Annotated in this window: 2 protein-coding genes; both read left to right on the top strand. The window is 53.4% G+C overall.

Features of this window, described 5'->3' with window-relative positions; genetic code table 11:
• Positions 1-10 precede the first annotated feature (10 nt).
• The gene (locus AB4124_RS24600) at positions 11-7,813 is read left to right on the top strand and encodes a type I polyketide synthase (protein WP_441974493.1); all 7,803 of its coding nucleotides are present in this window, start codon (positions 11-13) and stop codon (positions 7,811-7,813) included.
• Positions 7,810-14,307 (top strand): HAD-IIIC family phosphatase, encoded by a 6,498-nt coding sequence (locus AB4124_RS24595; RefSeq protein WP_441974492.1) that lies wholly within the window; start codon positions 7,810-7,812, stop codon positions 14,305-14,307. Before AB4124_RS24600 ends, AB4124_RS24595 begins: the two co-directional genes overlap by 4 nt.
• Positions 14,308-14,442 lie beyond the last annotated feature (135 nt).

Genomic DNA, 14,442 nt, shown 5'->3' with positions numbered 1-14,442 from the left:
AGGTGGCAAGATGAGTGCCGAGAACGAGAAGTACGGAGAAACCGGTTTGGAAATTGCCGTTATTGGAATGGCAGGAAGATTTCCGGGTGCGAAGAACCTCACGGAGTTTTGGGAAAACTTGCGTGCCGGCAAGGAGTCGGTCACTTTTTTTACGGATGAAGAGCTGGAGAAAGCAGGGATTGCCCCGGAAATGCTCAGGCATCCCCAGTATGTCAAAGCAAAGTCTCAGCTAGAGGACGTGGAGTCGTTTGATGCGCCGTTTTTTGAATACACGCCACGAGAAGCCGAGCTAATCGATCCACAGTTCCGTCTGTTCCACGAATGTGCATGGGAAGCGCTTGAGCATGCGGGACACCTTCCCGAAACCGAGGATCAACTCGTCGGGGTGTATGCAGGGGCTTCTCCTAACACCTATTGGGTCGCAAGCCAAGTCATGAATGCTGCACATGCCAGTGATCAATTTCAAATTTTGCAATTAAATAATCCTTCGTTTACGACGCGAATTTCATACAAACTGAATCTGAAAGGCCCAAGCGTAAGCGTGCAAACGGCTTGCTCCACCTCTCTTGTATCCATTCATCTGGCTTGCCAGGGATTGCTGGCCGGCGAATGCGATCTTGCCTTAGCAGGAGGGGTTTCGGTCAATTTGCCGCGCACAACCGGCTATCTCTACCAGGAAGGAATGATCCAATCTCCCGACGGACACTGCCGGCCTTTTGACGAAGGCGCAAGCGGCACTTTGTTCGGCGACGGAATCGGAATCGTCGTGCTCAAGCGGCTCGCAGACGCCGCTAGGGATGGAGACGTTATTCATGCGGTTATCAAAGGCTCGGCGGTTAACAATGACGGCAGCCGGAAAGTAGGGTACACGGCGCCAAGCACGAACGGCCAGGTGGAAGTTATTCGCGCAGCCCACCAAATGGCAGAAGTTGATCCGGAAAGTATCGGGTACATCGAGGCCCACGGAACAGGGACTACACTGGGGGACCCGATCGAAGTGGAGGCGCTGCAAGCTGCTTTCGCCACGGATAAAAGGGGCTTTTGCAAAATCGGTTCGCTCAAATCCAATATCGGTCATCTGGACGCTGCGGCAGGAGTCGCGGGTTTCATCAAGGCCGTATTGGCGCTTAAGCATCAGCAAATCCCGCCAAGCCTTCATTTTCATCAACCGAATCCCAAAATCGATTTTGAAAACTCTCCTTTCAAAGTCAATTCGGAGCTTAGCGATTGGAGAAAAACAGAAGGACCTCGGAGAGCAGGAGTCAGCTCCTTCGGTATCGGGGGGACGAATGCCCACGTCATTCTGGAGGAGGCCCCGATTGGCGCGGCAAGTTCGGCGGGACGCGATCTGAAACTGCTTGTACTCTCTGCCCGGACGGAGGAAGGGTTAGAACGGGCGACTCGCAATCTCGGCGAGTTTCTGCGGACTTGTCCCGAAGCTGATTTGGCTGATGCGGCTTATACGCTGCAGACAGGCCGCAAACGGTTCCGTTACCGCCGAACACTGGTCTGCGCTGATGTCCGTGAAGCTTTGGAGCGTCTGGATGCTATCGATGGAGGCAAATTGCAAACGGGCGAGTCGGAGAGGGATCAGACCCGGGTTGTTTTCCTCTTCCCGGGGCAGGGCTCGCAGTATGTGAACATGGGAGCTGATTTATACCGCAAGGAGCCTTTGTTCCGGGCGGAAATGGACCGCTGCTGCGAGATCATTACAGCAGAGGGTGGCACCGATCCAAGGCATGTGCTGTACGGGGCTTCGGACAGTGCGGCAGCTGCTGATAGGATTAACCAGACGGAAGCGGCGCAGCCGGCTTTGTTCGCGTTTGAATATTCGCTCGCGCAGCTCCTGATGTCATGGGGCGTTAAGCCGAATGCCATGATCGGGCACAGTATCGGAGAGTACACGGCTGCGTGCCTGTCGGGTGTTCTATCACTTCGGGACGCGCTGAAGCTCGTCACACTGCGCGGCAAGCTTATGCAGAGCCTGCCTGCCGGAGAGATGCTGAGCGTCTCCCTTGACGAGGCAAGTTTATTAGAGCTTCTTCCGGAAGGACTGGCGCTTGCAGCCGTTAATGGACCGGAGCTCTGTGTTGTTTCCGGCCCGCATGCGGACATCGCTTCCTTTGAAACCAAACTTACCGGGCTGCAGGTGGTGCATCGAAAGCTTCATACGTCACATGCGTTTCATTCGGCCATGATGGAGCCGATATTGGAGAAATATGAGGCAAAAGTCAAGCAGGTGGTCCTATCCGCCCCGTCAATTCCGTATGTGTCCAATGTAACGGGAACATGGATAACGCCGGAAGATGTCGCCGATCCCGCATATTGGACTAGGCATTTGCGGGAAACGGTGCGGTTCGCAAGCGGGGCGGCCGAGCTGATTAAGGAGAAGCAGGCCGTATTTGTAGAAATCGGACCTGGCAATGTTCTCAGCAGCTTCATCCGTAAACAACAGGGGAAGGAAACGGAGCGTAAGCATGAAGTGTTCCATCTCGTCCGTCATCCGCACGAGCAGGCCGCAGATGATGCTTTCTTACTAGAGAAGATCGGCAAACTGTGGATTGCAGGCACGCAGATCGATTGGAAGGGGTACTACAACTCGGAACGCCGACGGCGGGTTGCTCTGCCGACTTATCCGTTCGAACGCCAGCGGTACTCCGTAGAGGGCACACAATGGTCATTGCGAAACATGCGGGAGAAAACAGCTCAGCGGAGAATGGGAGCTACGGAAACGGAGACCGGGAACGAAGCTGTTAAACAATACCAAGTAGCCGCGCGTATGCGGTCTGCATCCTCTATAGAACAGACGGTTGCAGAACTTGTCCAGAATCACTTCGGATTCGCGCATCTTGGGATCAATGACAACTTTTTTGAAATCGGAGCAAGCTCGCTCGATATTTCCCAGCTGGCTGATAAGCTTGCGGAAGTGCTGGGGATGGAAGTGCCCGTGGTTACCTTGTATTCTTATCCCTCCGTTCGTACCTTAGCGGCATTCTTACGTGGAAACGGACAGGGAAGCTCAGCGTCCGATGAGGCAGCGGTTGAAGAAGAAGCAGAGCGCCAGAATGCCATTAACGAGGGAATGGCGCGTTCCGAGCGGATGAGGACCATATCGGTCCAAGATAGAGATCTGACGGGAAGGCAGGAACAAACGGAACGTGAAGCCGTGGGGGAGAACGGGCTTGAGATAGCGGTCATAGGTATGGCCGCCAGATTCCCGGGTGCGGACAGCATCGACCAGTTCTGGAACAATTTGCGCGACGGCGTCGAGTCGATAACGTTCTTCACGGACGAAGAGCTGGTACAGGCAGGCGTTGACCTGCAGCTTGTATCCCATCCTTCCTATGTAAAAGCCAAAGGGGCATTGAACGGGATCGATCAGTTCGATGCCGCGTTTTTCGGCTATTCACCTCGGGAAGCGCAGCTAATGGACCCGCAGTTACGGCTGTTTCACGAATGCGCTTGGGAAGCGATCGAATCCGCCGCCTACAATCCCGACACTTATCCGGGACTTATCGGCGTCTATGCTGGCGCGACCCCGAATCTGGAGTGGGTTTCCCGCTTTGCGCCTGCTTTGGGCGGAACGGAACGATTCAGCGCCATGCTTCTTAACGACAGGGAGTTTTTCAGCACCCAGCTGTCGTATAAACTCAATCTCCGGGGCCCCAGCATCTCGATGCAGACCGCTTGCTCCACATCCCTGGTTAATATTGTTCTGGCCTCGCAAGGATTATTGGCGGGGGCGTGCGACATCGCACTAGCCGGCGGCTCCACTGTCAGCGTACCCGACAAATCCGGTTATTTGTACGAAGACGGTATGATTCAGTCGCCGGACGGGCATTGCCGAGCCTTCGACGAGCAGGCGGCAGGAACTGTTTTCGGAGACGGCGTCGGTGTCGTCGTTCTGAAACGGCTGAGCGATGCCATTGCGGACGGAGACGTAATCCACGCCGTTATCAAAGGTTTTGGCTTGAACAATGACGGCACCCGCAAGGTAGGCTTTACCGCTCCGAGCACAAAGGGGCAGGCCGAAGTCATTCGTGCCGCTCATCGGATGTCGGGTGTGGACCCGGAAAGCATCACTTATGTGGAGGCGCACGGGACGGGCACAAGCATGGGGGATCCCATTGAGATTGAAGCTTTGAAGGAAGCCTTCGGCACCGATAAAAAGGGATTTTGCCGTATCGGATCCGTCAAGACGAACGTCGGCCATCTCAACAGCGCAGCCGGAGCGGCCGGATTCATTAAAACGGTACTGGCGCTCAAAGCGAAGCAAATTCCGCCAAGCCTGCATTATGAACGGGGAAATCCCAACATTGACTTCGCTAACAGTCCCTTTGTCGTCAATACGGAACTGGTGCCTTGGGAAGGCAGCCAGCATCCCCTGCGCTCCGGAGTCAGCTCATTTGGCATCGGTGGCACGAATGCGCACGTCATTCTGGAAGAAGCTCCCCCTAGGGAACCATCCGACGAAGGTCGTGCAGAGAAGCTGCTGATCTTGTCAGCAAGAACGCCAACAGCATTGACGGAGGCGAAAGCACGTCTGGCCGCATTTTTGACAGAGCATCCGCAAGTGAATCTGGCAGATACGGCGTATACGCTGCAAGCAGGCAGGAAGGCTTTTGAGTGGAGAGCCGCATTTGTGTGCAAGGATGCGGAAGAAGCGACCGCCATCTTGACATCGATAGGGTCCGATAAAATTGCCGAAGGCCAAACGGGGACGCAAACACGCTCTGTAGTATTCATGTTTCCAGGCCAGGGGTCACAATATGTCGGCATGGGACGGGAGCTCTATCTCAACGAACCTGAATTCAGGGAAGAACTTGATCGCTGCTTCGAGCTCGTTCAACCGTATGTAGAGCTTGACTTAAAGGCTGTCCTTTATGCCGCTGGCGAATCGGACCAAGATCATCGAGAGGAAATCTTGATGCAGACGGATATCGCCCAGCCCGTGCTTTTTATGATCGAATATGCGTTTGCCAGACTGCTGATACGCTGGGGCATCCGGCCCGAAGCGATGCTGGGTCACAGTATCGGTGAATATGTGGCAGCATGCCTGGCTGGTGTATTCACGCTGGAAGATGCGCTGCAGCTCGTAGCACTTCGCGGCCGACTCATGCAGGGGCTGCCGGTAGGATCTATGCTCAGCGTGGCGATGTCAGAAGCGGAACTGCGCCCCTTGCTGCCTGATCATATTGCGCTGGCGGCAGTCAACAGTTCCTCCTTGTGCGTCGTATCTGGCACATCGGCTGAGATTGATGCATTTTCACAGCTGCTGGAAGACAAAGGCTGTGCCTGCCGTCTTCTCCACACATCTCATGCCTTCCATTCTCATATGATGGATCCGATACTTGCGGCATTCGCGGATAAAGTACGCTCGATCCGGCTGCATGAGCCTGAGCTGCCCTTTATTTCCAACATGTCCGGCACTTGGATCACACCTGAAGAGGCTACGGATGCGGAGTACTGGGTTAGGCATTTGCGATCAACCGTGCGGTTTGCGGACGGGCTTTACGAACTGTTGAATAATCCGCGCTCTGTATTCATAGAAGCCGGACCGGGCAATTCGCTCAGCACATTCGTGCGCAAGCATGAAGCTGGTTCGCGTGACCGGATCGTTGTCAATATGCTGAGACATCCCCAGGAAGCTGTTTCTGATACCGCGCACTTGTTGAACAAAATCGGACGCCTCTGGCTGGCGGGTATCGACATCGATTGGACGGGCTATTACGTCCATGAGCGGCGCAGACGCATTGAGCTGCCAACCTATCCGATGGAGCGTCAGCGCTATTGGCTCGATGATGAGCAGCAGCCATTACCGGGAGCGCGGCCATCCTCAGTCCAAAGAGGCGGTAAAAACGCTGACATGGCGGACTGGTTCTATTATCCTTCCTGGGAACGCGCCCTGCTGGAGGAGCATCCGGAAGAAAGCCGTCAGAACGGTCATAACTGGCTTGTATTCAAGGATGATTGCGGGATCGCGGACGAACTTGCCGCAAGTGTTCAAAATATGGGTGAGCGGACTGTAATGGTTAAGGCGGGCAGCGCCTTCATCGCGCATGAGAACGGAACGTTCACGCTTGTCCCGGGCTCTGCAGAGCAATACGTCCGGCTGCTGGAGGAACTGCAAAAGCGGGATTTCGTTCCCGACAAAGTCGCTCATCTGTGGAATGTTTCCTCCTCCGGGAAGGAAGAAGAGGAAATGGAACCTTCCGATGCGGAAGCGGTTGAACGCCGCCAGCAACAAGAAGGTTACTACAGCTTGATCTATTTGGCTCAGGCGCTGCGCAAGCATAAGGTAGAGGATATCCGTATAGCAGTCGTGTCCTCAGGAATGCAGGAGGTAACGGGGATGGAGCCGCTGTCTCCGGGTAAAATGACGCTGCTCGGACCCTGTATGGTCATTCAGCAGGAATACAGCGGAATCACATGTGTGAGCATTGATATTGATGTACAGGAAGAGACCAAGCAAAAGCGGCGAATCGCTGATAATCTTATCGGGGAATTATCGTCTCCGCCCTCGGACCGGCTTATCGCTTATCGGGGGAATTACCGATGGGTTCAGAATTTCAAGCCGGTAGGACTGCGCCAGGCGGAGAAATCGGCAGCTCCATTTCGGCAGCAGGGTGTATATCTCATTACGGGAGGGCTAGGAGGAATCGGGATGCTGACAGCAGAGTTCCTGGCGCGCAATTACGGTGCACGGCTCATTCTTACCGGACGTTCAAGCTTTCCCGACAAGAAGGAATATACGCGTTGTCTGGCTGAACATGGAGAGGAGCATCCGCTTTCTCGAAAAATCAGACGTGTGTTGCAATTGGAAGAACTCGGCGCTGAGGTTACCTATATGCAGGCCGACTTGTCTAATGAAGAACAGATGCGCCATGTCTTCAAGTTTATTGATCGTGAGTACGGCCGCCTTCATGGCGTCGTGCAGGCGGCGGGACTTCCTGGCGGCGAATCTTTCCGCGCGATCGAGAATATTAGCGGAGACCAGTCCGACGAGCAGTTCCGGGCCAAAGTCCAGGGTTTGCAGACGCTGGGCAGGCTAATTGCCGACAGGGAGGCCGAGATATGCATCCTGTTCTCCTCCATCGCCAGCATTCTCGGGGGACTCGGCTTCAGCGCTTATTCGGCCGCGAATTTGTACATGGATGCTTTTGCCCGCAAACAGAACCGGGCTGGCGGGACGAAGTGGCTGTGCGTCAATTGGGATGCGTGGGAATTCTGGGAAGAACACCGCTCGACGATCGGAGAGTCGCTTGTCGAACTGGCGATAACGCCAGCCGAAGCGCCGGATCTGTTCCGGTACGTCTACAGTCCGTGCGGCAGCAACCAAATTATTGTATCGACCGGTGATCTTCAGTCGCGGATCGATCAATGGATTCGGCGCGCAGGCAAGAAAGAAGACAGTCACGCGGCAGGCGGCGCCTCATTCAGCAGGCCGGATCTAACCACACCTTATGCGGCGCCCCGCAATCGGGTTGAGAAGACGATAGCCGAGGTGTGGAAACAATTTTTCCGTATTGACGAGGTAGGTATCCACGATAATTTCTTCGATCTGGGAGCCAGCTCGCTGGATATGATCCAGGTGACCGCCAAATTGAATGAAGCGTTAGACGAGAGTATCGCCGTTGTTGATATGTTCACCTATCCCAGCATTCATGCCCTAGCTCAGCGCCTTACCCACAGCGAAGAAAACGAGGCGGAAGAGGCGGAGATGGAACATCAAATGATCGACTCCGCCGCGAAGGGAAGAAAGCGGCAGCAGCAGCAAAAAGAAAAAAGACGCAAAGGAGAGGTCTTGCTATGAGCATATCGAACGGTAGGGAGTATAACGGTTCGGAAATTGCCGTAATCGGCATGTCCGGCAGGTTTCCGGGAGCCAAAAACTTGCGGGAATATTGGGATAACCTCTGCAGCGGCAAGGAGAGCATCTTTTTTTTCAGTGATGAAGAGCTGTTGGAAGAAGGCATCGATGTGAAGACGGTGACTCACCCTAATTATGTGAAGGCCAAGGGAGTACTCGATGATCTCGAGTACTTCGATCCCGAATTCTTCGATTATACGCCTCGCGAGGCCGAGCTTATGGATCCGCAGTTCCGTCTTATGCACGAATGTTCCTGGGAAGCGCTCGAACAAGCGGGATATGAACCTAAGACATATAGAGGCTCGATCGGGTTATATGTAGGCGCGGCTTTTAATTCCAACTGGTTCATGCGCGCGTTCAAGGGGCTGGGAACAGCGGAAGAATCCGCCACCCTGGAGACGGCTATGCTGAATTTACGCGATTATATGGCCACACTTGTTTCTTATAAACTCAATATGAAGGGACCAAGCTTTACGGTGCAGACAGCTTGTTCGACATCGCTTGTTGCCATTCATCTTGCTTGTCAAAGTCTGCTCAGCGGGGAATGCAGCATGGCGCTGGCCGGCGGCGTATCGATACAACTGCCCAAGAGAGCCGGTTATTTCTATCAGGAAGGGATGATTAATTCCCCTGACGGCCACTGCCGGGCCTTCGACGAGAAAGGGGCGGGTACCGTCTTTGGTGAAGGCGCCGGGATTGTCGCCTTGAAACCGCTGGAGGATGCACTTGCAGACGGCGACCATATATACGCTGTAATTAAAGGCTCGGCGATCAATAACGACGGCAGCCGAAAAGTAGGCTATACCGCTCCTAGTACATCAGGTCAGGCGTCCGTAATCCGTGCCGCTCATCATGTAGCTGAAGTGGAACCGGAAAGCATCAGCTATATTGAAGCGCACGGTACAGGTACGACACTTGGCGATCCAATCGAAATCGAAGCATTGAAGACCGCTTTTCAAACGGACAAGAAGAGATACTGCGGCATCGGCTCGGTTAAATCCAACATCGGGCATCTGAACAACGCCGCAGGGGTAGCCGGATTCATTAAGACCGTGCTCGCCCTGGCCCATAAACAACTGCCGCCTACCCTTCACTACGAACGTCCGAATCCCAAAATCGATTTTGAGAACAGTCCGTTCTTTGTTAACGACCGGTTAAAAGACTGGACCAACGATGCCTTCCCTCTCCGGGCAGGCGTCAGCTCTTTTGGCATCGGCGGCACGAATGCGCATGTTGTCCTGGAGGAAGCGCCGCCTGCTTCCGCTTCCTCACGGGGCAGGTCGGCGCAGCTTATCTCTGTGTCGGCCAAGACGGAAGCATCGCTCGACAGACTGACGGAGCGGATAGCGCTGCATTTGCAGGAGCATCCTGACGTGAGCCTCGCAGATATGGCCTATACGCTCCATGAGGGAAGGGCTGCTTTCTCGTACCGCAGGACACTGGTCTGCGGAAGCGCGGATGAAGCGGTCATGCTGCTGGCTCAACCAGGTTCGCCCGAAGTTCAGAACGGATTTGCCTCTGTCGATGAGCCGCCGGTCGTATTCATGTTTTCCGGCCAAGGCTCGCAGTACACCGGAATGGGCAGGGAGTTGTATGAACAGGAGCCGGTGTTTCGCGAGGAGGCGGACCGCTGCTTCGAGCTGATGCCGGATGAGATCCGCCATGAGGCGAAGCGGGTACTATATCCCTCCGCCGATGAGCCGGATACGTCACTTATTAACCGGACTGACATTGCCCAGCCGGTTCTGTTTACAGTCGAATATGCGCTTGCCAGACTGCTGATGAAATGGGGAGTACAGCCGCAAGCCATGATCGGGCACAGCATCGGTGAATACGTCGCTGCATGTCTGTCAGGCGTCTTCTCGTTGGAGGATGCCGTGCGGCTCGTTACCCTTCGCGGTCAATTGATGCAGAGTCTGTCAAGCGGTGTCATGCTGAGCGTTCCGCTGACCGAGCAGGAGATACTTCCACTGTTGTCCGGCGGCGTATCGCTGGCTGCGGTGAATGCTCCTTCCATGTGTGTTGTTTCCGGCACTTCGGAAGCGGTCGAGTCATTGGCTGGTTCCTTGGAAGAGAAAGGAGTCGAATGCCGTCGTCTCCACACGTCACACGCCTTCCATTCCGCCATGATGGAACCCATTCTGGAAGCCTATGAGCGCGAGGTAGGCAAGCTTGTGCTGAAAGCACCGCAGCTGCCCTTTATTTCCAATGTCACCGGAACCTGGATTCAGGATGAGCAGGCAATCAGTCCCGCTTACTGGGCACAGCACCTGCGCGGCACGGTAAGGTTCTCAGACGGGCTCAGTACCCTGATGAACGAAATGGACGCTGCGTTTGTAGAGGTTGGCGGAGGCAATGCCCTGACCGTATTTGCGAAGAGTCATCATGAATTCTCCAAAAACTCAGCCGGGGCCCCTAAAGAGCGTGTTATGGTGAACCTCCTCCGTCATCCGAAGCAGAATACCTCTGATGTCGCTTACCTGCTCCTTCAGGTGGGGCGTCTATGGAATGCGGGGATAAAAATAAATTGGACCCGTTTCTACGGGGAAGGGAAAAGAAATCGTATTCCTTTGCCAACTTATCCGTTTGACCGTCGCCGTTTCTGGCTTGATGAGGAAGGAATCCAGATCGTCCACTCCGATTTGCCAGCGAAGAGGGCAGGACAACAAGCTAATACGGAGCGGGATGACCGGATAGAGACCCAGAAAGAGAAAGGGTTATCGGAACCAAGCAACCCGCTGGAAGAGACGCTGGCCGGCATATGGCGCAATCTGTTCGGCTTAGAGCACATCGGAATTCATGAGGATTTCTTCGAAATAGGCGGGCATTCTTTGAAAGCGACCAGTCTGATCACTAAGATTCACAAGGAACTTGATGTAGAGCTGGCTTTGTCGGATATATTCAACATGCCGACGATAAGTGCGCTTGCCCGTTATATCGGACAGAAAGCTAAAAATAAATATTTTGCAATCGAACCGGCAGAGAGCAAACCTTACTACCGCTTGTCCTCTGCACAGAAACGCACGTTCCTCATTCATCAGCAAATCGGTTCGGTAACGACTTACAACATGCCGATGGCTTTGTGGGTGCACGGAAAAGCGGAAGCGGATCGTTTTGAGCAGGCTTTCATTCAATTGATTCACCGTCATGAGAACATGCGCACCTCGTTTCATATGGTAGACGGAGAACCAGTTCAGCAAATTCATGAGAGTTTCACGTTTACCGTGGAACGCATGGAAGCGGACGAGGAAGATTTAAAGAAAATCATGCGGAAGTTTATCAGGCCTTTTGATCTGGGCAAAGCCCCTCTTATTCGCGTCGCTTTCGTTCGAATAGAGCCGGAGAAACATGTGCTGTTTATGGATATGCACAATATTGTTTCGGACGGCGCTTCAATGAATGTGTTTATTAAGGAATTCAGCGATCTGTATGCCGGAAAAGATCTCCCGCCTCTGCGCATTCAATATAAGGATTTCGCGGAATGGCAGCATCGCCTGTTGAGCGGGGATGTTATTCGGAAGCAAGAGGATTATTGGATGAACCAGTTCCGGCAGACAATCCCTGTGCTGAACATGCCGTATGACTTCGAGAGACCTGAATTTCAATCGTTTGTCGGCAGAGCGCACAAGATCAGCCTGTCCAAGGAAACCGCAGACCGGCTGAATGCTTTGGCCAAATCCCAGAATGTTACGATTAATGTGCTCTTGTTTCATCTATACACGATTGTGCTGCATGAATATACCGGTCAGGACGACATTACGGTCGGCTCGTTAGTGGCAGGCAGGCGGCATGCCGATGTGGAGCCTTTAATTGGCATGTTCACGAACTTCCTGCCGATCCGGGTCCGCTTCCAAGACCGGCTCAGTCTTCTCGATCAACTGTTTATTCTGAATGACACGATGATGAACGCCTATGAGAATCAAGACTTCCCGTTCGACCGGATGGTCGAGAAGCTCTCGGCGAAACTACCGCGCGGACGTAATCCTCTGTTTGATACGATGATGATTTTTCACAATGAATTTGATGGTGACACCGTGCTTACCGCCGAAGGACTCACTTTCGAGAATTTTGAAATTACGAAGGGGATTTCCAAGCTCGATTTCAAACTCGATATCGGCTATGCCGATCATGGCGGCTTGCTCTGTGTCATGCAGTACAATACCGCTTTGTTCGCGGAAGCAACCATGGCGGGACTCATGGGGCATTTTACGGATCTGATTGAACTGGCTCTGGCCAACCCGGCTATTGAATTGAGCGAAATCCGGCTGTTCACCGAAGAGCAGGAGGCTGAAGCGGCGGCAAAAAGAAGCAGTTCGCTGCCGGAGCGTGTCTTTACCGTAACGGCCGTCTCTACCTTTACTGCGGACCCGATCCGTTCTTATGTCAGCTGGTGGGGAGAGCAGTTCGGAACACGTGTCGATATCCGTTTTGCACCATATCAACAAGTGTTTCAGGAGCTATTGAACCCTGACAGCTCCTTCTCGTCCGAAGAGGCTGCGGGACTGCTGCTCGTCCGCTTTGAAGATTGGTTGCGGGATGACCGCTCTCCGGAGGCCCAGCAGATTAAAAAGCTAGAACGAGCACTGGCCGATATGCTGCAGACATTATCTGCTGGCCGGAGAACGGGCCCGATATTCGCCGGAGTGTTTCCCGTATCCACTTCATTAGGGGCTTCTCCGGTCATGGAGAGCTACCTGGAAGAGCTCGGGAATCGTTGGAAGCGCGAATTGGAAAGGCTGGATTGTGTTCAGGTTATCGATTTCAGAGAGCTTAGCTCCATGTTCGGTATTGAACACATACACGATTCCACTGCCGATGAAGCTGCACATATGCCGTTCACACCGGAATCTTATGCGGCAATCGGTACTCTTATTGCACGTCGGCTGCTCGCTTGGCAAGGACATCCCTTCAAAGTTATTGCGGTGGATTGCGATAACACGCTCTGGCATGGGGTATGCGGGGAGGATGGAGCGGCAGGGGTAACAGCCTCCGGTCCCTACCGCGAGTTCCAGCGGTATCTGCTGAGCAAGCAGCAAGAGGGCATGCTGCTGGTGCTGGTCAGCAAGAATAATGAAGCAGATGTATGGAATGTACTGGACAATAACCCAGACATGCTGCTTAAAAAAGAGCATTTTGCGGGAACGAGGATCAATTGGAACTTAAAATCCGAAAACTTGCTTTCATTGGCGGAAGAACTCGGATTAGGACTGGACAGTTTTATCTTCATCGATGACAGTTCGCTGGAATGTTCGGAGGTACAGTCACAGTGTCCGGAAGTCCTTACGCTTCAGCTTCCTGAAGAGCGGCTAATCCCGGCATTCCTGGAGCATATCTGGGCAACAGATCGCCTGCGCGTGACAGAAGAGGATAAACGGAGAACCGAAATGTATGTCTCAGAGCGCAAGCGCAGAGAAATTCGTTCTTCGGCTCCCTCTCTGCAGACTTTTCTCGACGAATTGGAGCTTAGACTGGGTATTTACGAAGCAACTGCTGAACAACTGCCCCGCATAGCCCAGCTGACACAGCGCACCAATCAATTCACGCTAAACGCAGATATAATGTCAGAGAGTGAACTGGAAGCTACGCGGGCTGAACCGGATACGAAATGCTGGGCGATTGAAGCCTCAGACCGGTTCGGGCATTACGGACTGACAGGGGCGGTCATAACGCGCTTCGAAAACGATATTGTTCATCTGGATGTATTCCTACTCAGCTGCCGCATTCTTGGGAGAGGGATCGAGTCGGCCGTAATCAGTTCTTTAAAGGCTTATTGCCATGAACGTAAGGCCGAATATATGGAGGCTGTGTGCACAATTACCGGGAAAAATGAGCCGTTGCTCGCATTTTTGAGATCGGGACCGTGGAGCATCACGGAGGAGTCCGGCCACAAGGTGCGTTTCCGGATTGCAGTAAAGGATATCCCTGATTCCATCAAGCATATTGAAGTCCTTAACGAGCCACTGCCCGGCGTAGGACTGACCCAGCCTCAGCTCACCGGCAGCGAATATCAAGGAGAAGCGGGCACCGCCACAGGGCCGGCGCAAAGTTTAGAGAGAACGGGCTGGGAAGAAGTTCTCAGCGGCCGTGAAAATCAGCAGCATCGCCGTCATTTGCTTCCGCTGCAGTATTCTGACGCTTCAAGGATGCTCCAGATTCCGGTAAAGGAAGTAGAAGAGAGCGCAGCTCTGAGAGCTCCGTACCGGGCTCCGTCCAATCAGACAGAGGAAGCCTTGGTACAAATTTGGGAACGGGTGCTCGGGATCGGCGGCATCGGAATTGATGACGATTTTTTCCGGCTTGGCGGAACGTCCCTTCATGCTGTTCGGGTTGAGATCGAAATGGAGAAACAAGGTTTATCGGCAGAAGGACAGCAATTATTCAAATATCGCACGATTCATCAATTAAGTCCGTTCATTCGAATCTCTGTCATGGAATAATACGAGGCAACTTTACCTGCAAGGCATCATGAGACAAGGCTATCGCCTGTCAACGGATGCCTTGCTTTTTTATGGTAAATATAGGATAATGATTGAACTTCATGGGAATACAATAATATACAATTGTGCATTGTG

Origin of the sequence: Paenibacillus sp. 2KB_20, from assembly GCF_052115765.1 — a bacterium.
Taxonomy (GTDB): Bacteria; Bacillota; Bacilli; order Paenibacillales; family Paenibacillaceae; genus Paenibacillus_AQ.
The sequence above is the reverse complement of the archived record's forward strand: the minus strand, read 5'-3'. Positions and strand labels throughout refer to the sequence as shown.